The 20,230-nt window shown below is 70.0% G+C and carries 17 protein-coding genes and 1 pseudogene; 12 read left to right on the top strand and 6 right to left on the bottom strand.

The annotated features are described in order from the left end of the window. Positions 1–153: 153 nt before the first annotated feature. The 6 genes from ftsZ (at position 154) to SH922_RS10070 (ending at position 5,137) form a co-directional block, all read left to right on the top strand. Positions 154–1,368 carry a cell division protein FtsZ gene (gene ftsZ / locus SH922_RS10095; protein WP_393057087.1) on the top strand — a complete coding sequence of 405 codons (1,215 nt, stop codon included), beginning with the start codon at positions 154–156 and terminating at the stop codon, positions 1,366–1,368. Beyond that, on the top strand, positions 1,365–2,123 hold the full coding sequence (gene pgeF / locus SH922_RS10090) for a peptidoglycan editing factor PgeF (RefSeq protein ID WP_393057086.1): 759 nt from the start codon (positions 1,365–1,367) through the stop codon (positions 2,121–2,123). Before ftsZ ends, pgeF begins: the two co-directional genes overlap by 4 nt. Before the next feature lie 6 nt (positions 2,124–2,129). Beyond that, positions 2,130–2,849: a YggS family pyridoxal phosphate-dependent enzyme gene (locus tag SH922_RS10085; protein WP_393057085.1), complete on the top strand. Its 720-nt coding sequence runs from the start codon at positions 2,130–2,132 to the stop codon at positions 2,847–2,849. Between the two features lie 125 nt (positions 2,850–2,974). Next, the gene (locus SH922_RS10080) at positions 2,975–3,586 is read left to right on the top strand and encodes a cell division protein SepF (protein ID WP_136328319.1); all 612 of its coding nucleotides are present in this window, start codon (positions 2,975–2,977) and stop codon (positions 3,584–3,586) included. 71 nt (positions 3,587–3,657) lie between these two features. Continuing rightward, complete coding sequence (locus SH922_RS10075; RefSeq protein ID WP_393057084.1) at positions 3,658–3,942, top strand: YggT family protein; 285 nt, start codon at positions 3,658–3,660, stop codon at positions 3,940–3,942. Between the two features lie 49 nt (positions 3,943–3,991). Further along, entirely contained in the window at positions 3,992–5,137 is a 1,146-nt protein-coding gene (locus SH922_RS10070) for a DivIVA domain-containing protein (protein WP_393057081.1), read from the top strand. Between the two features lie 299 nt (positions 5,138–5,436). On the opposite strand, the gene ileS is transcribed toward SH922_RS10070, so the two are convergent. Then, entirely contained in the window at positions 5,437–8,586 is a 3,150-nt protein-coding gene (ileS, locus tag SH922_RS10065) for an isoleucine--tRNA ligase (RefSeq protein WP_393057079.1), read from the bottom strand. A gap of 576 nt (positions 8,587–9,162) precedes the next feature. Here ileS and SH922_RS10060 point away from each other — a divergent pair. The 5 genes from SH922_RS10060 to SH922_RS10040 all read left to right on the top strand — a co-directional run bounded on the left by SH922_RS10060 (position 9,163) and on the right by SH922_RS10040 (position 14,027). Further along, positions 9,163–10,119: a TraR/DksA family transcriptional regulator gene (locus tag SH922_RS10060; protein ID WP_393057077.1), complete on the top strand. Its 957-nt coding sequence runs from the start codon at positions 9,163–9,165 to the stop codon at positions 10,117–10,119. Between the two features lie 57 nt (positions 10,120–10,176). Continuing rightward, complete coding sequence (lspA, locus tag SH922_RS10055) at positions 10,177–10,836, top strand: signal peptidase II (protein ID WP_393057075.1); 660 nt, start codon at positions 10,177–10,179, stop codon at positions 10,834–10,836. A 37-nt stretch (positions 10,837–10,873) separates the two neighbouring features. Continuing rightward, positions 10,874–11,815, top strand: a complete 942-nt coding sequence (locus SH922_RS10050; protein WP_359132364.1) for an RluA family pseudouridine synthase — start codon at positions 10,874–10,876, stop codon at positions 11,813–11,815. Then, positions 11,812–12,282, top strand: coding sequence for a GNAT family N-acetyltransferase (locus tag SH922_RS10045; protein ID WP_393057072.1), 471 nt, complete (start codon positions 11,812–11,814; stop codon positions 12,280–12,282). The genes SH922_RS10050 and SH922_RS10045 overlap by 4 nt, the downstream gene beginning before the upstream one ends. Before the next feature lie 158 nt (positions 12,283–12,440). Next, positions 12,441–14,027 carry a Na+/H+ antiporter gene (locus SH922_RS10040; RefSeq protein ID WP_393057070.1) on the top strand — a complete coding sequence of 529 codons (1,587 nt, stop codon included), beginning with the start codon at positions 12,441–12,443 and terminating at the stop codon, positions 14,025–14,027. Between the two features lie 12 nt (positions 14,028–14,039). Here SH922_RS10040 and SH922_RS10035 read toward each other — a convergent pair whose 3' ends face one another. Beyond that, complete coding sequence (locus SH922_RS10035) at positions 14,040–15,161, bottom strand: mechanosensitive ion channel family protein (protein ID WP_393063515.1); 1,122 nt, start codon at positions 15,159–15,161, stop codon at positions 14,040–14,042. 37 nt (positions 15,162–15,198) lie between these two features. Between SH922_RS10035 and SH922_RS10030 the strand changes: the two genes are divergently transcribed. Then, positions 15,199–15,777 (top strand): dienelactone hydrolase family protein, encoded by a 579-nt coding sequence (locus tag SH922_RS10030; protein ID WP_350988539.1) that lies wholly within the window; start codon positions 15,199–15,201, stop codon positions 15,775–15,777. Between the two features lie 59 nt (positions 15,778–15,836). Here SH922_RS10030 and SH922_RS10025 read toward each other — a convergent pair whose 3' ends face one another. The 4 genes and pseudogenes from SH922_RS10025 to SH922_RS10010 all read right to left on the bottom strand — a co-directional run bounded on the left by SH922_RS10025 (position 15,837) and on the right by SH922_RS10010 (position 20,198). After that, the gene (locus SH922_RS10025; protein ID WP_393057068.1) at positions 15,837–16,799 is read right to left on the bottom strand and encodes a zinc metalloprotease; all 963 of its coding nucleotides are present in this window, start codon (positions 16,797–16,799) and stop codon (positions 15,837–15,839) included. 392 nt (positions 16,800–17,191) lie between these two features. Next, on the bottom strand, positions 17,192–18,004 hold the full coding sequence (locus tag SH922_RS10020) for a DsbA family protein (RefSeq protein WP_393057066.1): 813 nt from the start codon (positions 18,002–18,004) through the stop codon (positions 17,192–17,194). 51 nt (positions 18,005–18,055) lie between these two features. Further along, positions 18,056–18,786 (bottom strand): annotated as a pseudogene (locus tag SH922_RS10015) (hypothetical protein). 86 nt (positions 18,787–18,872) lie between these two features. Beyond that, positions 18,873–20,198 carry a DUF2252 domain-containing protein gene (locus tag SH922_RS10010; protein ID WP_393057064.1) on the bottom strand — a complete coding sequence of 442 codons (1,326 nt, stop codon included), beginning with the start codon at positions 20,196–20,198 and terminating at the stop codon, positions 18,873–18,875. Positions 20,199–20,230 lie beyond the last annotated feature (32 nt).

The raw sequence follows: 20,230 nt of genomic DNA, 5'->3' as shown, positions 1-20,230 counted from the left end.
GTTCGGAAGAGTCCATGAAGCAGACACACTGGTAACCCTAAACTTCAACGTTAGGGTTTGGGTCGGCGTTCGGACCGTCCCAATCGGCATCCGTCGTCGCGGCGGGACTACCGCCAAGCGACGACACGTAACTCGAGGCGAGAGGCCTTCGACGTGGCAGCACCGCAGAACTACCTCGCAGTCATCAAGGTCATCGGTGTCGGCGGCGGTGGTGTCAATGCCATCAACCGAATGATCGAGGTCGGTCTCAAGGGCGTCGAGTTCATCGCGATCAACACGGATGCGCAAGCCCTGTTGATGAGCGACGCCGACGTCAAGCTCGACGTCGGCCGTGAACTCACCCGCGGCCTTGGCGCCGGGGCGAACCCGGCCGTCGGTCGTAAGGCGGCAGAGGACCACCGTGAAGAGATCGAGGAGGTCCTCAAGGGGGCCGACATGGTCTTCGTCACCGCAGGAGAAGGCGGCGGCACCGGCACCGGTGGCGCACCCGTCGTCGCCAATATCGCGCGCTCGCTCGGCGCCCTGACGATCGGTGTGGTCACCCGCCCGTTCACCTTCGAGGGCCGGCGTCGCGCGAACCAGGCGGAGGACGGCATCGCCGAACTCCGCGAAGAGGTCGACACCCTCATCGTCATTCCCAATGACCGACTGCTGTCCATCTCGGACCGCCAGGTCAGCGTGCTCGACGCGTTCAAGTCGGCCGACCAGGTGCTGCTCTCGGGCGTCCAGGGCATCACCGACCTCATCACCACCCCGGGTCTGATCAACCTCGACTTCGCCGACGTCAAGTCGGTCATGTCCGAGGCCGGATCGGCGCTCATGGGCATCGGATCGGCCCGCGGCGACGACCGCGCGGTGGCCGCGGCGGAGATGGCGATCTCCTCGCCGCTCCTGGAGGCGTCCATCGACGGTGCCCGAGGTGTCCTGCTCTCCATCTCCGGCGGCAGCGACCTCGGTCTCTTCGAGATCAACGAGGCCGCCCAGCTGGTGAGCGAGGCGGCTCACCCCGAGGCGAACATCATCTTCGGTGCGGTCATCGACGACGCACTGGGCGACGAGGTGCGGGTCACCGTCATCGCGGCGGGCTTCGACGGCGGACAGCCGCCGGCCCGGCGGGAGAACGTCCTGGGTGCGAGCTCCGCCAAGCGTGAGGAGTCGGCTCCGCCTGTGCGGGCCGCCGAGCCCGTGCGCCAGACGAGCGGGCTGGGTTCCGTGCCCCCGCGCGAGGAGCCCCCGGTCCAGGTCGAGCCGGTTCCGGTGGCCCATGAGAGCCACCTGCCGCCGGTCGCCCCGCCGCACGTCCCGCCGGCCCGTCCCTACCAGGACTCCCAGGCCGAAGAGCTGGACGTTCCGGACTTCTTGAAGTGATAGGTCCGCACCACTCAGTGAGCCATGAGGATTCTGTTTCTTCGGACGGCGGCGCTCACTTCTCCTTCACCGACAGGTGGGGCGGGGTGAGCGCCGCTCCGTACGCGGAGCTCAATCTCGGCGGTGCGGTCGGCGACGACCCCGCCGCCGTTCTCGCCAACCGGGAGCGGGCGGCACGGGCCCGCGGACTCGATCCGGCGCAGGTCGTCTGGATGAACCAGGTGCACGGGCGGGATGTCGCCGTGGTCGACGGCCCCTGGGGCGGTGCCCGCGAGATTCCCGCCGTGGACGCGGTGGTGACCGCGCGACGCGGACTCCCGCTCGCCGTCCTCACCGCCGACTGCACGCCTGTACTGCTCGCCGACCCGGTCGCCGGGATCGTCGCAGCAGCACACGCGGGCCGTCCCGGGCTGGTTGCCGGAGTCGTGCCCGCCGCGGTCGGGGCCATGGTCGAACTCGGCGCGGACCCCTCCCGGATCACCGCCCGCACGGGGCCGGCCGTCTGTGGCCGGTGCTACGAGGTGCCGGCCGCGATGCGGGACGAGGTCGCGGCGGTCGTCCCCGCTTCGTGGTCCGAGACCAGCTGGGGCACCCCGGCGGTGGACGTCACCGCCGGAGTCCACGCACAGTTGGCGGACCTCGGGGTCACCGACCGGGCGATGTCGCCCGTCTGCACCCTCGAATCGGGCGATCACTTCTCGTACCGACGCGACCGCACCACCGGGCGGCTCGCCGGATATGTCTGGTTGGACTGATAGGGCATGACGGACCGTAAGGAACAACTCGCGGCGAATCTGGCACAGGTGGAGGAACGCATTGCTTCCGCCTGCGCCGCCGCCGGTCGCAATCGGGAAGAGGTGACCCTCATCGTGGTCACCAAGACCTACCCCGCAAGCGATGTGCGGATTCTGCACGAACTCGGTGTGCGTCATGTCGCGGAGAATCGTGACCAGGATGCGGCTCCGAAATCCACTGAATGTGCGGATCTGTCCCTCACGTGGCACTTTGTCGGTCAATTGCAGACGAACAAGGTCCGATCTGTGGCAAGTTATGCCGATGTCGTGCAGTCGGTGGACCGCACGAAGCTGGTGACCGCGCTTTCTGCCGCGGCCGGCCGCGGCGGACGCGAGCTCGGGTGTCTCATCCAGGTCGCGCTCGACGCGGAGAGCGGTGAGCGCGGTGAGCGCGGCGGTGTCGCACCCGACGGGATCGAGGAGTTGGCCGACGCGGTCGCGTCCGCGCCCGGGCTGCGGCTGGACGGCCTGATGACCGTCGCGCCGCTCGCCGGGCCGTTCGCCGGAAGGCAACGTGCCGCGTTCGACCGGCTGATGGAATTCTCATCCCGGCTGCGCGGGAACCATCCGGCTGCGAACATGGTCTCTGCAGGGATGAGTGCGGACCTCGAGGACGCCGTTGCGGCCGGAGCGACACATGTGCGCGTCGGTACTGCGGTACTCGGAGTCCGACCCGGGCTCGGGTAACGTCGCCAAGCAAGTCGGACCACAGCAGAAAATATGGTCATTACCGCCTATGGCGGGCAGGCCACAGTGGATCGCGGGCACTTGGTGACAGATGCCGATCCACCACAGAGCGGAGGACTCAGAGCATGGCCGGCGCGATGCGCAAGATGGCGGTCTACCTCGGCCTCGTGGAGGACGATGGGTACGACGGTCCGGGGTTCGACCCCGACGACGAATTCGAACCCGAGCCGGAGCCCGAGCGCGACCGGCGTCGGCACCAGCCCGCGCATCAGGTGGAGCGGGAGCGGGACGAACCGGTACGAGTGGTGCAGCCCCCGGCGCAGCGGGAGCCGGTTCAGATTCCGGCGGAGAGGGAGCGACCCGCCCGAATCGCCCCCGTGGCATCCATCACACCTGAACGCCCGAACATGGAGAAGAACGCACCGGTGATCATGCCCAAGGTCGTGTCCGAGCGGGAGCCGTACCGCATCACCACGCTGCACCCCAGGACCTACAACGAGGCCCGTACCATCGGGGAACACTTCCGTGAGGGCACTCCGGTGATCATGAATCTCACGGAGATGGACGATACGGACGCGAAGCGACTTGTCGACTTTGCCGCGGGACTCGTCTTCGGTCTCCATGGCAGCATTGAACGAGTGACGCAGAAGGTGTTCCTGTTGTCGCCTGCTAACGTCGATGTCACGGCGGAGGACAAGGCCCGCATCGCAGAGGGCGGATTCTTCAACCAGAGCTGAGAACACGACACCGGGAACAACCCGGCCGCAAGGCCGGAGCTACGAGAGCCAGGGGAGAGGGAAGCGCGAGGATGGGCGTCGCACAAAGTGTTGTCTACATCGCGTTGATGTGTTTCCTCATCGTGCTGATCTTCCGGCTGGTCATGGACTACGTCTTTCAGTTCGCACGTTCATGGCAGCCGGGCAAGCCGATGGTGGTCGTTCTTGAGGCCACTTACACGGTCACCGATCCACCGCTGAAGCTCCTGCGGCGGTTCATTCCGCCGCTGCGTCTCGGGGGCGTGGCACTCGACCTGTCCTTCTTCGTTCTGATGATCATCGTTTCCATCCTGATCACCCTCGTGACCAGGCTGTGAGCGATACGGTCCTGCCGACTGCCGACGACTACGTAGAGGTGAAGAAGAGATGCCGCTGACCCCCGAGGACGTGCGGAACAAGCAGTTCACGACGGTCCGCCTCCGAGAAGGCTATGACGAGGACGAGGTCGATGCCTTCCTCGACGAGGTCGAGTCCGAGCTGACCCGCCTGCTCCGTGAGAACGAGGACCTGCGCGCCAAGCTGGCCGCCGCCACGCGTGCCGCCGCGCAGAACCAGCAGCAGCAAGGCATGCGCAAGCCGGAGCCGCAGGACCGTCCCGGTGCACCTGTGCCCGCCGCCATATCTGGTCCGCCGGTCCAGCAGCAGCAGCAGCAGCCGCAGATGGGTCCGCCCCAGCTGCCCGGTGGTGCTCCTCAGCTGCCGGCCGGTCCCAGTGGCCACGGCCCCCAGGGTCCGCACGGTCCCGGTCCGCAGGGCCCGCACGGCCCCGGCCCGATGCAGGGCGGTCCCATGGGTGGACCGATGGGTGGCCCCATGGGCGGCCACAACCCGCAGCAGCAGATGCAGCAGATGCAGCAGCAGCAGCCGCCGCAGATGCAGCAGCAGGGCCCCGGTGGCGACAGCGCCGCCCGTGTCCTCTCGCTGGCGCAGCAGACCGCCGACCAGGCGATCGCGGAGGCCCGTTCCGAGGCCAACAAGATCGTCGGCGAGGCGCGCAGCCGTGCCGAGGGCCTGGAGCGCGACGCGCGTGCCAAGGCGGACGCCCTGGAGCGGGACGCGCAGGAGAAGCACCGCGTGGCGATGGGCTCGCTGGAGTCGGCCCGCGCGACGCTGGAGCGCAAGGTCGAGGACCTGCGAGGCTTCGAGCGCGAGTACCGGACCCGTCTGAAGTCCTACCTGGAGAGCCAGCTGCGTCAGCTGGAGACCCAGGCCGACGACTCGCTGGCTCCGCCGCGGACCCCTGCGGCCGCTTCGCTGCCGCCGTCGCCTTCGCTGGCTCCGGCCGGTGCCGGTGCCATGGGTCACACCATGGGCGGCAACCACGGCGGTCACGGCAACCAGCAGATGGGCGGCAACCCGTCCATGGGCGGTGGGCCCTCCTACGGCGGCCAGCAGCAGATGTCGCCGGCGATGACCCAGCCGATGGCACCGGTGCGGCCGCAGGCGCCGCAGCCGATGCAGCAGGCGCCTTCGCCGATGCGCGGGTTCCTGATCGACGAGGACGACAACTGAGCGGGTCGCGCTCGCTGAGCGCGTAGCCGTCGGCAGGCTGAGGGCCGGGCCCCAGGGATTCCCTGGGGCCCGGCCCTTTGCCGTGGGCGGGCCCGGGTGCGCGGGGTGGGGCCGGGGCCGCTGCGCGGGGGCCTGTTCCCCTACCCGCCCCTTCCCGAACCGGGGCTCTGCCCCAGACCCCGCTCCTCAACGAGCCCGCCGGAGGGGCCTGAAGCGTCGCCGCAGGAGCTCGAAACGCAAACGAAGGAGGCCCGCCCCGACCGAAACGGTCTGGGCGGGCCTCCCTGCGCGCTGGGGCCTTACCGCTCCGTCTTGCGGAGGCGGAACGTCAGGGACAGGCCCTCGTCCTCGAAGGGCTCGCCGTACGCCGCGTCCGCCTCGCCCTCGGCGTAGTCCAGGGCCAGGACCTCGTCCGCGATCAGCGATGCGTGCTCGGTCAGGGCCTCGGCCGTCGCGGGTGACGTGGACGTCCAGCGGACGGCGATGCGGTCCGCCACGTCCAGGCCGCTGTTCTTGCGCGCCTCCTGGATCAGCCGGATCGCGTCACGGGCCAGGCCCGCACGCCGCAGCTCCGGGGTGATCTCCAGGTCCAGGGCGACCGTCGCGCCCGAGTCGGACGCGACCGACCAGCCCTCGCGCGGGGTCTCCGTGATGATGACCTCGTCGGGGGCCAGCGTGACCTGCTCCCCGTCGACCTCGACCGATGCCGTGCCCTCGCGCAGGGCCAGCGAGAGCGCCGCGGCGTCCGCGTTCGCGACGGCCTTCGCGACCGCCTGGACGCCCTTGCCGAACCGCTTGCCCAGGGCCCGGAAGTTCGCCTTCGCCGTCGTGTCGACCAGCGAGCCGCCTCCCGTGGACAGGGAGGCCAGCGAGGAGACGTTCAGCTCCTCCGTGATCTGCGCGTGCAGCTCCGGGGAGAGGTTCTCGAAGCCCGAGGCCGCCACCAGGGCGCGGGACAGCGGCTGACGGGTCTTGACGCCCGACTCGGCACGCGTGGCACGCCCCAGCTCGACCAGGCGGCGGACCAGCGCCATCTGCGTGGACAGGTCCGGGTCGATCGCGGACAGGTCCGCCTGCGGCCAGGTGGAGAGGTGGACCGATGCCGGCGCGTCCGGGGTGACCGGCGTGACGAGGTCCTGCCAGACCCGCTCGGTGATGAACGGGGTCAGCGGGGCCATCAGCCGCGTGACCGTCTCGACGACCTCGTGCAGGGTGCGCAGCGCCGCCTTGTCGCCCTGCCAGAAGCGGCGGCGGGAGCGGCGTACGTACCAGTTGGACAGGTCGTCGACGAACGCGGACAGCAGCTTGCCGGCGCGCTGGGTGTCGTACCCCTCCAGAGCCTTGGTGACCTGGTCCACCAGGGCGTTCAGCTCGCTGAGCAGCCAGCGGTCCAGGACCGTACGGTCCGCCGGTGCCGGGTCGGCCGCGGAGGGCGCCCAGCTCGACGTACGGGCGTACAGGGCCTGGAAGGCGACCGTGTTCCAGTAGGTGAGGAGCGTCTTGCGGACGACCTCCTGGATCGTGCCGTGACCGACGCGCCGCGCCGCCCACGGGGAGCCGCCTGCCGCCATGAACCAGCGGACCGCGTCCGCGCCGTGCTGGTCCATGAGCGGGATCGGTTCGAGGGTGTTGCCCAGGTGCTTGGACATCTTCCGGCCGTCCTCGGCGAGGATGTGACCGAGGCACACGACGTTCTCGTAGCTGGACTTGTCGAAGACCAGGGTGCCGACCGCCATCAGCGTGTAGAACCACCCGCGCGTCTGGTCGATGGCCTCCGAGATGAACTGCGCCGGGTAGCGGCTCTCGAAGATCTCCTTGTTCTTGTACGGGTAGCCCCACTGTGCGAACGGCATCGAACCCGAGTCGTACCAGGCGTCGATGACCTCGGGGACGCGGTACGCCTCCAGCTGGCAGTTCTCGTGCGAACAGGTGAACGTGATCTCGTCGATGAACGGCCGGTGCGGGTCCAGGCCGGAGAGATCGGTGCCGGTGAGCTCGGTCAGCTCGGCGCGCGAGCCGATGCAGGTGAGGTGGTCGTCCTCGCAGCGCCAGATCGGCAGCGGGGTGCCCCAGTAGCGGTTGCGGGACAGGGCCCAGTCGACGTTGTTGTTCAGCCAGTCACCGAAGCGGCCGTTCTTGACGGAGTCGGGGAACCAGTTGGTCTTCTCGTTCTCCGCGAGGAGCCGGTCCTTGACCGCGGTCGTGCGGATGTACCAGGACGGCTGCGCGTAGTACAGCAGCGCCGTGTGGCAGCGCCAGCAGTGCGGGTAGCTGTGCTCGTACGGGACGTGCCGGAAGAGCTTGCCGCGGGCGGCCAGGTCCTCGGTGAGCGCCTCGTCGGCCTTCTTGAAGAAGACGCCGCCGACCAGCGGCACGTCCTGTTCGAAGGTGCCGTCGGGGCGGACCGGGTTCACCACCGGGAGGCCGTACGCCTTGCAGACCAGGAGGTCGTCGGCGCCGAAGGCGGGGGACTGGTGGACCAGACCCGTACCGTCCTCGGTCGTCACGTACTCGGCGTTGACGACGTAGTGCGCCTCGGCCGGGAAGTCGACCAGCGCGAAGGGGCGCTCGTAGGTCCAGCGCTCCATCTCGCGGCCGGTGAAGGAGTCACCGGTCAGCTCCCAGCCCTCGCCCAGCGCCTTCTCGACGAGCGGCCGGGCGACGACCAGCTTCTCCTCGCCGTTCGTCGCGACGACGTAACCGACCTCGGGGTGCGCGGCGACGGCCGTGTTGGAGACCAGGGTCCAGGGGGTCGTCGTCCAGACCAGGAGGGCCGCCTCGCCGGCCAGCGGGCCGGAGGTGAGCGGGAAGCGTACGAAGACCGAGGGGTCGACGACCGTCTCGTACCCCTGCGCCAGCTCGTGGTCCGAGAGGCCGGTGCCGCAGCGCGGGCACCACGGGGCGACGCGGTGGTCCTGGGTGAGCAGGCCCTTGTTGAAGATCTCCTTCAGCGACCACCAGACGGACTCGACGTACTCGGGGTCCATCGTGCGGTACGCGTCGTCGAGGTCGACCCAGTAGCCCATCCGGGTCGTGAGCTCGGTGAACGCGTCGGTGTGCCGGGTGACGGACTCGCGGCACTTGGCGTTGAACTCGGCGATGCCGTACGCCTCGATGTCCTTCTTGCCGTTGAAGCCCAGCTCCTTCTCGACCGCGAGCTCGACCGGCAGGCCGTGACAGTCCCAGCCGGCCTTCCGGCCGACGTGGTAGCCCTGCATGGTGCGGAAGCGCGGGAAGACGTCCTTGAAGACGCGGGCCTCGATGTGGTGGGCGCCCGGCATGCCGTTGGCGGTCGGCGGGCCCTCGTAGAAGACCCACTCGGGGCGGCCCTCGGACTGTTCGAGGCTCTGGTCGAAGACCTTGTTCTCGCGCCAGAAGTCGAGCACGGCGTGCTCCAGCGCGGGCAGGTCGACCTGGGCGGGTACCTGGCGGTACTGCGGCGATGTCATGTGCGGGCTTCCTCCGGCGGACGGGTTCCACTTCCGTCGGAGGGACGAGAACCGATGCCCGGATCCCGCGGTACCACCCTCCTTGGCCCCGGGCGTGCCGCCCGTGGCCCCCTCATTGGGGTGCGATGCCGGTTCTACTGGCCTTGCACCCGTGGGCGGAGCCCACGGTCCAAAGCTTTCTTCCGGCGGCTCCGGGGTGATCTTCACGGCGCGCTCGCCCCCGGGCTTCCACCGTCCCCGGGTCGCTCTGGGCTGCGTACGACGCTACTCGTCCCATCCATGCCTCTCGCTGACGCCAGTGTACGGGCCCCGGGGTGCGGCGGCCGACCGGTTTCCGGCGGCCCCCCGCGTGACCCGAATGGCCAGACGGGCGTAACGGGTCCCGGGGCCGTCCGGCGGGCGGCCGGAAGGCGGATTACCGGGCGGGGAGCTGGGCACAACGGATTCAGGCGTGCGGTGATCCGGACACGGGGAGGGGCGATGCGGCGGCGTGCCCCGTTGCCGCGGGGCTGGGGTCGACTTATCGTCCCAGCACGACTCGCGAGCAAGATCACAATGCGTGAAGGGGCCGCGGCCATGGTGGCGAAGAAGACCGCCGCAGAGAAGACGGCGTCAGCGAGATCCACGGGCGCGGCAGCCGGGGAGACGACTGGAGAGACCGGCCGGGAGAGCACTTCGGACGCGGATACGCGCAGCGCGACGGAGACCGGGCCGGAGCACGCCGCCGCGCGGACCACCGCGGCGGGGAAGGCCGCGAAGAAGGCCCCGAGGAAGGCTGTCAAGAAGGCAGCCGAGAAGGCGGTGCCCGGATCGGGGGCCAGGAAGACCACGGCCAGGAAGGCGGCGGCGAAGCAGACCGCGGCCGGGAAGGCCGTGGAGGGACCGGCTCCGGACGGGGCCGGCCGGCACGAGGACCAGGCCGGGAAGACCCCGGCGAAGGCGAAGAAGAGCGCGGCCGGGAAGACCACGGCCGAGAAGGCTTCGAAGAAGGCCGCCGAGGCGGCCACGGGGGCGGCCGAGGCCGCCGAGCAGACGGGAGCCCACACGGTGGTAGCCAAGAAGAGCGCGGCCAGGACCCGCACGGCCGGCCGGAGCGCGGCACCCGTGCCCCCGGCCCGTGCAGCGGCGACAGCCCCGGGGGAGCTGGCCGTACGGCCGGGAGAGGACCCCTGGACGCCGGAGGAGGTCTCGGCGGCCCGCAACGAGCTGACCGGCGAGATCACGCGGCTGCGCAACGAGCTGGAGGCGTCGGGCCTGGCGCTGGCCGGGCTGATGCGGGACTCCGGCGACGGGGCGGGTGACGACGAGGCGGACACCGGCACCAAGAACATCACCCGCGAGCACGAGATGTCGCTCGCCGCCAACGCCCAGGAGATGCTGGAGCAGACCGAAAGGGCACTGGCCCGGCTCGACGCGGGCACGTACGGACTCTGCGAGATCTGCGGCAATCCGATCGGCAAGGCACGGATGCAGGCGTTCCCCCGGGCCACCCTCTGCGTCGAGGACAAACAGAAGCAGGAGCGACGCGGCTGATCCCCACCGGTGTGTCGTACCCTCGTCCTCAGTCGGGAACTAGGTTGAGGGACTCACGTGGCAGAGGCGGAGCGCATCATCGGTACGCCGGACATCCCCGAGGCTGAGGGACACGAAGGAGCCGAGCCGGAGCAGGCGGCAGGGAGCGGGTCCCCGGAGGCCGTCGAGCCGGACGGACAGGACGCGGACTCTGCGGCGGCGGACGCGGCGGTCGACCGGTCGCCGGCCACGCGCCGGCGCCGGATCATCCTGCTCTTCTGCGTCGCCGTCCTCGCCTACCTGCTCGACCTGGGCAGCAAGATGCTCGTGGTGGCGAAGCTGGAGCACCAGGAGCCGATCGAGATCTTCGGCGACTGGCTCAGGCTCGACGCGATCCGCAACGCGGGAGCCGCGTTCGGCTTCGGCGAGGCCTTCACGATCATCTTCACCATCATCGCGGCGACCGTCATCGTGGTGATCGCCCGGCTCGCGCGCAAGCTGTACAGCCTGCCGTGGGCGATCGCCCTCGGCCTGCTGCTCGGCGGCGCCCTCGGCAACCTCACCGACCGCATCTTCCGCTCGCCCGGTGTCTTCGAGGGCGCGGTGGTGGACTTCATCGCCCCCGCGCACTTCGCCGTCTTCAACCTGGCGGACTCCGCGATCGTCTGCGGAGGCATCCTGATCGTGCTGCTCTCCTTCAAGGGCCTGGACCCCGACGGCACCGTGCACAAGGACTAGTGCCGACGCACTGGGCCACGCAAGGCATACTCGACAGGTGAGTACGCAACCCGAGATCCGAACCCTGCCCGTACCCGATGGCCTGGAAGGCGAGCGTGTGGACGCCGCCATCTCCCGCATGTTCGGTTTCTCCCGCACCAAGGCCGCAGAGCTGGCCGCCGCCGGGAAGGTGCAGGTGGACGGTTCGGTCGTCGGGAAGTCAGAGCGGGTGCGGGGCGGCGCCTGGCTGGAAGTGGAGATGCCGCAGGCTCCCGCTCCGGTGCAGATCGTCGCCGAGCCCGTCGAGGGCATGGAGATCGTCCACGACGACGACGACATCGTCGTGATCATGAAGCCGGTCGGCGTCGCCGCGCACCCGAGCCCCGGCTGGACCGGCACCACCGTCATCGGTGGTCTCGCCGCAGCCGGGTACCGGATCTCGACCTCCGGCGCCGCCGAGCGCCAGGGCATCGTGCACCGCCTCGACGTCGGCACCTCCGGGCTGATGGTCGTCGCCAAGTCCGAGCGCGCCTACACGCTGCTGAAGGCCCAGTTCCGCGACCGGGTCGTCGACAAGAAGTACCACGCGCTGGTCCAGGGCCACCCGGACCCGATGAGCGGCACCATCGACGCCCCCATCGGCCGCCACCCCACCCACGACTACAAGTGGGCCGTCGTCGCCGAGGGCAAGCCCTCCGTGACGCACTACGACCTGATCGAGGCGTACCGCGCCGCCAGCCTCCTGGACATCAAGCTGGAAACCGGCCGCACGCACCAGATCCGGGTGCACATGTCCGCGCACCGCCACCCCTGCGTCGGTGACCTGACCTACGGCGCCGACCCGACCATGGCCAAGCGGCTGGGCCTGACCCGGCAGTGGCTGCACGCGGTCCGGCTCGGCTTCGAGCACCCCTCGGACGGCAGCTGGGTCGAGTTCTCCAGCACCTACCCGGACGACCTCCAGCAGGCCCTCGACAGGATCGCGGCAGAGAGCGAATGACCGTCTACACCACCCGCACGGTCACCGGCGAGCAGGACCGCGCCGCCTGCTTCCAGATCCGCAAGGACGTCTTCGTGGGCGAGCAGAACGTGCCCGAGGAGATCGAGTACGACGCCTACGACGCGGACGCGGTGCACGTCATGGCCGTCGCTGCGGACGGCACGGCACTCGGCACCGGGCGGCTGCTGCACGGCCCGGCCGTGGCGGCGAAGACCGGCGGCGATCCCACCGTCGGCTCGCTCGGCCGGCTCGCCGTGACCAAGGAGGCCCGCGGTCTCGGTGTCGGCGCGGCCCTGGTACGGGCCATCGAGGACGCCGCCCGCGAACTCGGCCTGTCGGCCGTCGACCTGCACGCCCAGACGCATGCGCTCGGCTTCTACGAGCGGCTCGGATACGCCGCCTACGGCCCCGAGTTCCCGGACGCGGGCATTCCGCACCGGGCGATGCGCCGGGCCGTGGACGCGTAGACCTCTCGTACGAGCGCTGCGCCCCTGCCGAAGGCCCGGGAGCTGCGGCGGCCTCGGGAGGTGGGGGTGTTGTCCGGATTGTGGGGCCTGCATGGCAGGCTTGAACCCCAGATCGGCCGGTCACCGAGGCCGGTTCGGCGCGTTCCGGAAGGCACCTCGTGGACCAAATGGCACTGCTGCTCCTGCTGTTGCTCGGAGCCGTGGTCACAGTGCCGCTCGGCGAACGGCTGGGGCTGCCGGCCCCGGTGCTGATGACGCTCGTGGGCGTCGGGATGGCCTTCCTCAGCTTCGTACCGAACGTGGACATCCCGCCCGAGATCATTCTTCCCGCGCTGCTGCCCCCGCTGCTCTACGCCTCCGTGCAACGCACTTCCTGGCGGCAGTTCGCCGCCAACAAACGGCCGATCTTCCTGCTGGCCGTGGCGCTGGTCTTCCTCACGACGGCGGCCGTCGCCGCGGTGGCCAACGCGGTCGTCCCCGGACTGCCCATCGCCGCGGCCGTCGCACTGGGCGCGCTCGTCGCCCCGCCCGACCCGGTCGCGGCCACCGCTGTGGCCGGATCGGTCGGGCTGCCCCGCAGGCTCGTCTCCATCCTGGAGGGGGAGGGGCTGTTCAACGACGTGACCGCGATCGTGCTCTACCACGTGGCGATCGCCGCGGCGGTGAGCGGCACCTTCTCGCTGCCCGAGGCGTTCGGGCTGCTGGGCCTGTCCGCCGTCGTCGCCGTGGCGGTGGGCGTCGCGCTCGGCTGGCTCACCATCAAGCTCATGGGCCTGCTGGGCGACGCCACCCTCCAGGTCGGCCTCTCCCTGCTGGTGCCGTTCGTCAGCTATGTGCTCGCCGAGGAGCTGATGGGCTCCGGTGTGCTCGCCGTCCTGACCACCGCGCTCTTCCTCGCCGAGCACACGGCAGACGCCGACGACGTCCTCGGCCGGCTCACCGGCCGCACCTTCTGGGAGATCGTCGACACCCTCGTCACCGGTGTCGCCTTCGGGCTGATCGGCCTCGAACTGCACAACGTCTTCGGGACCGCCGACGGGCGCCGGCTGGAGATGGCCGGCTGGGCGCTGGCCGTCGTCGCCGTCGTCGTCGGCGTACGGCTGCTCTATCTGCTCCCCGCGACCTGGCTGGCCAAACGGCTGCACACCCGCCGCGACGTCAGCGAGGAGATCCCCACGAGCTGGCGGGAGACCGTGATCATGTGGTGGGCCGGGATGCGCGGCGTGGCCTCGGTCGCCCTGGCGCTCGCGATCCCGCTGAAGACGGACGACGGGAAGCCGTTCCCCGGCCGCGACGAGATCGTCTTCATCGCGTTCGCCGTGATCATGGTCACGCTGGTCTTCCAGGGCCTCACGCTTCCCTGGCTGGTGCGCCGGCTGGGGGTCCGGGCGGACACGGACGCCGAGGCCGCGCTGGAGCGGGACCTCGCGATCCGCGCCGCCAAGGCGGCCAAGCAGCGGCTCAAGGAGATCCAGGAGGTCGAGGAGTTCCCCGAGGACCTCGCGGAACGTCTCCAGCGGCTCGCCTACGACGTGGGCGCGCGGATCAGCCCCGACATGGTCGACGACGAGCGGCGAGAGGCCTTCGCGCGGCGCGCCGAGCGGTTCAAGGCGGTCAACCGCGTCCAGCGCGAGATGATGTCGGCCGCCCGCCACGCGGTGCTCTCCGCGCGCAGCGAGGCCGGTGCGGACCCCGAGGTGGTAGACCGGGTGCTGCGCCAGCTGGACGTACGCAGTCTGCGGTGACCGCGGTTCCGTTCAGCCGCGCCCGGTGCGCGGCGCCCTGCCCCACCCCGCCGGCTTCCCGTCCGCGCCGTTCACCGTCGGCCACACGTCACCGGGCGCCAGCGCGGCGGGGGCCGTGGCGATCCTCGGAAGCGCGTACGGATGGTGGTCGCGCAGCCAGCCGATCAGCTGCTCCCGGACCGCGCAGCGCACCGTCCAGATGTCGTCCGCGTCCTTCGCCGTGACCACCGCACGCACCTGGATCGTCGAGGGCGTGGTGTCGGTGACCGCCAGCGACCAGTCCCGGCCGTCCCAGGCGGCACACTCGCCCAGGATGTCCCGCAGCTGTTCGCGCATGGCGGCGACCGGGGCCGAGTGGTCGAGGTGGAAGAAGACCGAACCGCTCATCTGGACACCGCCGCGCGACCAGTTCTCGAACGGCTTGCTGGTGAAGTACGAGACCGGCATCGTGATCCGCCGCTCGTCCCAGGTCCGGACCGCGAGGAAGGTCAGCGTGATCTCCTCGACCGTGCCCCACTCGCCGTCCACCACCACCGTGTCACCGATCCGCACCATGTCGCCGAAGGCGATCTGCAGCCCCGCGAAGAGGTTGCCGAGCGTGGACTGGGCGGCGACACCCGCGACGATGCCGAGGACGCCCGCCGAGGCCAGCATCGAGGTGCCGACCGTCTGCATGGCGGGGAACGTCAGCAGCATCGCGGCGACGGCGACGGTCGTCACGATCGCGATGACCACCCGCTGGATCAGCGTCACCTGCGTCCGTACCCGCCGTACCCGTGCCGGATCCCGGGTGTTCGCCGCGTAGCGCGCGTACACCGAGTCCACCACCGCGACCGCGATCCGCACCACCAGCCAGGCCGACGCCCCGATCAGAACCAGCGTCAGCACCTGACCGATGCCCGTCCCGTGGTCGCTGACCAGGTCGAGCCGGGTGTGGGTGTACGTGCCCCGCAGCAGTGCCGTGCACAGCGTCAGCTGGAACGGGATCCGGCAGCGCCGCAGCAGACCCCACAACGGGGTCTCGTTGTGCCGGCCGTCGGCCCGCCTGAGCAGCAGGTCGAGCAGCCAGCCCGCCACCAGGGTGATCAGGGCCGAGCCGCCGAGGACGATCAGCGGACGCAGTACGTTCTCCATGTCGTCGCTCTCCATGCTCTCGACCGTAAATGGCACCATGGACCTCATGAACATCATGCTTTTCCACTCGACGTACGGCCTGCGCCCCGCGGTGCACGCGGCCGCCGACCGGCTGCGCGCCGCCGGGCATGAGGTGCACGTGCCCGATCTCTTCGGGGGACACACCTTCGAATCCGTCGAGGAAGGACTGGCCTTCAAGGAGGAGACGGGCAAGGAGGAGCTGCTCAAGCGGGCCGTGCTCGCCGCTGCGCCCTACTCCGACCGCGGGCTGGTGTACGTGGGCTTCTCGCTCGGGGCGTCCGTCGCCCAGACGCTGGCGCTCGGGGACGCGAAGGCCCGCGGGCTGCTGCTCTTCCACGGCACGTCGGACATCGCCGAGAACGCGTCGGTGGACGAACTGCCCGTACAGCTGCACGTCGCCGACCCGGACCCGTTCGAGACGCACGACTGGCTGAACTCCTGGTATCTGCAGATGCAGCGGACCGGCGCCGATGTCGAGGTCTACCGGTACCCCGGCGCGGGGCACCTGTTCACCGACGCGGAACTGCCGGACTTCGACCAGGCGTCGGCCGAGCTGGCCTGGAAGGTCGCGATCGGCTTCCTCGCCACGCTGTGAGCACACGAGGGGCCCCGCGCACGGAACGGCGCGGGGCCCCTCGGGCACGAGCGGGCGGATCAGCCGCGGTACGCGGTCCAGCTGTCGCTCATCCGCTGCACCTGGCCGGCGGTGAACTGGTACATGCAGGAGTCGTACGTGTAGTCCATGAAGTTGTGGATCGGGTCGACGCCCGTCTTGTTGGTGCAGGTGTCGCGCCCGGTCGGGCACTCGAAGGCGGCGGACTTCTCCGCGGGGGTGTCGGAGACGTAGTCGCCGTTGCCGTTACAGCCGCCCTGGAACGTGTGGTAGAGCCCCATCCAGTGGCCGACCTCGTGCGTCGCGGTGTCGCCCTCGTCGTAGTTGGTGGCGGAGCCGCCCGGCAGCGAGGTGTCCAGGATCACCACGCCGTCCATGGAGGGGCTGGAGTTGTAGGAGCTCGGGAACGTCGCCCAGCCGAGCAGTCCGCCGCCGAGGTTGGCGGTGTAGACGTTGAGCGCGTTCTTGCCGCCCTTGCGCAGGGCCGTCTTCATGGCCTTCTCGGCCGACGAGCCCGAGGAGACGTTGTACCAGGAGGCGTTGTCCGTGTAGTCGGTGCCCGCCAGGGAGAACTGGAAGCCGGTGGGGCTGTTGCCGGTGCCCTGGCCGCTGTACGCGGCGTTCAGCACGCTCATCTGGCTGCTGATGGCGCCCGCGGTGAGCTTGCCCGTGGTGCCGGAGTGGATGACGTGGAAGTAGACGGGGACGGTCGCGCCGGCGGCGAGCGCGGAGCCGGTGACCCGGCGCTCGGCGACTCTCTGCTTCAGCTGCTTGTCGATGGCCGCGGCCTGGGCCGTGGTGAGCTCGTTGGGATCCGCGGCGTGCTGCGGGCCCGTGGGGCGGGACTGGCGGGCGGTGGCGCCGGCCGGGGCGTCGGCGCAGGCCTCGGCCGATGTGGCCGCGGAGGCCTTGCCCGAAGCGGCGGTGGCGCCGGAGGAGACGGAGAGGGGTGCCAGGGCCAGGGTTCCGGCCAGGACGGCGGTGCCGATCGCACGGTGACGCATACGCGGTGATATACGAGCAAGAGTGCGCACAGGGGCTCCTCGCGGATGTGTGGGGGAGGGATTTCCTCACCCGCCGCCGGGGAGATTACGTGGGCATGTCATGCATGGGTGAGGATCGATCCGGCCCATTCATTCATGGTGCAAATCGGCTTAACGGGAAGAAAATCTTCTGCCCGCTCCGGAGTTTGAGACACGTACGTCATCTACCGGGGTGTACTCAGGGCCGGTGTGTCCGGATTGGATCCATGGAGGAAGCCGCCCGGCACGGCGTCGTCATCAGCCGTCAACACGGGCTCCAGTGGCTGGATCCTGACGGTCCGCGCGCACGGCGGACGCGAACGGGCAGGTGAACCCGGCGGGTTCACCTGCCCGTTCGTCCGGGGCGGGGCGGATCAGCCCTTCAGCGCTGCGGTGATCGCGGTGTTGAAGTCCGCCACCGTCATCGGGGCGTTCTTGTTGTCCGAACCGGTCAGCGTCTTGCCGCCCATCTTCAGCGTCGGAGTGCCCTCGACGCCGGTCTTGTCGAAGGCGGCGGACATCTTCATCGCCCAGGCGTCGTACGTGCCGTCCTTGACGTTCTTCTGGAACGCGTCATTGCCCTTCAGCGCGTCCACCGTGTCGGCGACCTTGATCAGGTACGAGTCGTCCTTGAACTTGTCGTCCGTCTCCTCCGGGTGGTACTTCGCGGAGTAGAGGGCGTACTTGTAGTCGAGGAAGGCCTCGGGGCTCACGTTCAGCGCGGCGCCCAGGGCGCTCAGCGCGTTCTTCGAGCCCTCGCCGCCATTGTTGTCGAGGAACGTGGCACCGACGTACTTGACCTTGTACTTGCCCGCGTCGACGTCCTTGTGGACGGTCTCGCCGACGGACTGCTCGAACTGGGCGCAGATCGGGCAGCGGGAGTCCTCGTACAGCTCCAGGGTCTTCTTGGCGGTCGACTTGCCGACCACCACGGTCGTGCCGTCCTCGCCCGAGGTGTTCTTCGGTGCGGTGACGTTCTTCGCGTCCTTCGCGGCGTCCCACTGGTCCGGCTTGTTCAGCTGCATCACGCCGTAGGCGCCGCCGCCGATGATCGCGAGGGCGGCGACGACCGAGAGGCCGACGACGACCTGCCGGCGGGTGCGGTCCTTCTTGGCCTGGCGCTCGCGCTCCACGCGCAGCCGCTCGCGGGCGGCGGACTTGTTGGCCTGGCTGTTGCGCTTGCTCATGGTCGGTTCTCCGTGGGGTGCGTGGTCGTACGTCATCAGGGACTTGCGTGCTCAGGCGGTGGCGCAGGCCGAGCGCGGTGGTCCCCTCCGTCCCACGGAGTGCACCAGGAAGCGGCTGTGGACGAGCAGGTGCGGGCCGGGGCCGGCCGTACGGACCTTGAGGAGTACGGAGCGGCGGGCCGCCCCCGCCACGGCCACCGCGATCAGCAGCGGCCGGAACGCCAGCAGGGCGAACGTGCCGAGCAGCCCGGCGAGCGCCAGCTCGCCGCGGTGCAGCCAGGCGGCGGCGAGCAGTCCGACCGTCACGTGCGCGGCCAGCAGCAGCCACGGCACCAGGGGGCCGGGCGAGGCCAGCAGTGCGGCCGCGCCGTGACCGCCCACGGCCACCGAAGTCAGGGGGTGCCCACCTGGCCGACGCCGCCGAGCCCCGTCGCGCCCGTCCCGACGTCACCGCCGCCGCACAGCACGTCGACGCCGACCGACCGCAGCGGCCCCGCGATGGGGCCGCCCGCCGCGCCGTAACAGAGGTGCTGGCCGGTGGTGAAGACGGTGTCCGCGGCCAGTTCCAGGGGGACCAGCAGCCCGGCGATGGCTCCGAAGCCGCGCTCCCGGCCGGCCAGCGCGTAGGCCATGACGAAGACGGCGCCGGCCAGCACGGCGACGAGGGTCAGCGGCAGCGGGACCCGGGAGAGCAGCACGTGGGAGGCAGCGGAGAGCGTCACGACGAGCGCTGTGAAAAGCGCCGCGCGCACGACTCTGAGCTGCGTCCCGGAGATGTCCATCGTCAGGGAGTGTCGCATGCGAACCTGTAAGCGAGCCCTAAAGGTCCTGGGCGCCGTGGGAAGGCTTACAGCTCCTTGTGCGTTTCCTACAGCCCCGGGATGCGGCCGTTGCGGAACAGGTCCACGAAGATCTGGTGGTCCGCGCGGGCCCGGGACCCGTAGCTGTGGGCGAAGTCCACCAGCAGGTCCCCGAAGCCCTCCTCGTCCGCCGCGATCGCCGCGTCGATCGCCCGCTCGGTCGAGAACGGCACCAGCGAGTGGCCGCTCTCGTCGTCCGCCGCGGAGTGCATCGTCGCCGTCGCCCGGCCGAGGTCGGCGACGACCGCCGCGATCTCCTCGGGCTCGTCGATGTCGGACCAGTCCAGATCGACCGCGTACGGCGACACCTCGGCGACCAGCTGCCCGGCCCCGTCCAGCTCGGTCCAGCCCAGCCACGGGTCGGCGTGCGCCTGCAGGGCGCGCTGCGAGATCACCGTGCGGTGCCCCTCGTGCTGGAAGTAGCCCCGCACCGCCGTGTCCGTGATGTGCCGGGAGACGGCAGGGGTCTGTGCCTGCTTGAGATAGATCACGACATCGTTCTCCAGGGCGTCGCTGTTGCCCTCCAGAAGGATGTTGTACGAGGGCAGCCCGGCCGATCCGATGCCGATCCCGCGACGGCCGACGACGTCCTTCACCCGGTAGGAGTCGGGCCGGGTCAGACTCGACTCCGGCAGCGTCTCCAGATACCCGTCGAACGCCGCGAGGACCTTGTAGCGCGTCGCCGCGTCCAGGTCGATCGAGCCGCCGCCCTCCGTGAACCTGCGCTCGAAGTCACGGATCTCGGTCATCGAGTCCAGCAACGAGAACCGGGTCAGCGACCGGGCGTCCCGCAGGGCGTCCAGGAGCGGCCCTTCGGCGGTGTCGAGTGTGAACGGCGGCACCTCGTCGTTCTTCGCGCCCGTCGCCAGCGCGTGGATCCGCTCGCGGTAGGCCGCCGCGTAGACCCGGACGAGCTCGCTGATCTGGTCGTCGCTCAGCGCCTTCGCGTAACCGATCAGGGCGACGGAGCCGGCGAAGCGCTTGAGGTCCCAGGTGAAGGGGCCCACATAGGCCTCGTCGAAGTCGTTCACGTTGAAGACCAGGCGCCCGTTGGCGTCCATGTACGTGCCGAAGTTCTCCGCGTGCAGATCGCCGTGGATCCACACCCGGCCGGTGCGCTCGTCGAGATACGGGCCGCCGTGCCGCTCCCGCTCCAGGTCGTTGTAGAAGAGACACGCCGTGCCCCGGTAGAAGGCGAAGGCAGAGCCCGCCATCTTGCGGAACTTCACCCGGAAGGCAGCCGGATCGGCGGCCAGCAGCTCACCGAAAGCGGTGTCGAAGACCTCGAGGATCTGCTCCCCGCGCTGCGCTGCGCCGGTCTGCGTTTCCGACATCTCTGGGTGCCTCCTGGTACCTGGCCTGCATG

It is taken from the genome of Streptomyces sp. LN549 (assembly GCF_043203805.1).
In the GTDB taxonomy this organism is placed as follows: Bacteria; Actinomycetota; Actinomycetes; order Streptomycetales; family Streptomycetaceae; genus Streptomyces.
This window is presented reverse-complemented; position numbering and strand designations above follow the sequence as displayed.

What these genes read in the sequence shown, in the direction of transcription:
- SH922_RS10060 (WP_393057077.1), top strand. Translation starts at nt 9,163, where the DNA reads ATGGTGGCGAAGAAGACCGCCGCAGAGAAGACGGCGTCAGCGAGATCC.
- SH922_RS10030 (WP_350988539.1), top strand. Translation starts at nt 15,199, where the DNA reads ATGGACCTCATGAACATCATGCTTTTCCACTCGACGTACGGCCTGCGC.
- ileS (WP_393057079.1), bottom strand. Translation starts at nt 8,586, where the DNA reads ATGACATCGCCGCAGTACCGCCAGGTACCCGCCCAGGTCGACCTGCCC.
- SH922_RS10075 (WP_393057084.1), top strand. Translation starts at nt 3,658, where the DNA reads ATGGGCGTCGCACAAAGTGTTGTCTACATCGCGTTGATGTGTTTCCTC.
- SH922_RS10085 (WP_393057085.1), top strand. Translation starts at nt 2,130, where the DNA reads ATGACGGACCGTAAGGAACAACTCGCGGCGAATCTGGCACAGGTGGAG.
- SH922_RS10070 (WP_393057081.1), top strand. Translation starts at nt 3,992, where the DNA reads ATGCCGCTGACCCCCGAGGACGTGCGGAACAAGCAGTTCACGACGGTC.
- SH922_RS10035 (WP_393063515.1), bottom strand. Translation starts at nt 15,161, where the DNA reads ATGGAGAACGTACTGCGTCCGCTGATCGTCCTCGGCGGCTCGGCCCTG.
- SH922_RS10045 (WP_393057072.1), top strand. Translation starts at nt 11,812, where the DNA reads ATGACCGTCTACACCACCCGCACGGTCACCGGCGAGCAGGACCGCGCC.
- SH922_RS10025 (WP_393057068.1), bottom strand. Translation starts at nt 16,799, where the DNA reads ATGCGTCACCGTGCGATCGGCACCGCCGTCCTGGCCGGAACCCTGGCC.
- SH922_RS10020 (WP_393057066.1), bottom strand. Translation starts at nt 18,004, where the DNA reads ATGAGCAAGCGCAACAGCCAGGCCAACAAGTCCGCCGCCCGCGAGCGG.
- SH922_RS10010 (WP_393057064.1), bottom strand. Translation starts at nt 20,198, where the DNA reads ATGTCGGAAACGCAGACCGGCGCAGCGCAGCGCGGGGAGCAGATCCTC.
- SH922_RS10080 (WP_136328319.1), top strand. Translation starts at nt 2,975, where the DNA reads ATGGCCGGCGCGATGCGCAAGATGGCGGTCTACCTCGGCCTCGTGGAG.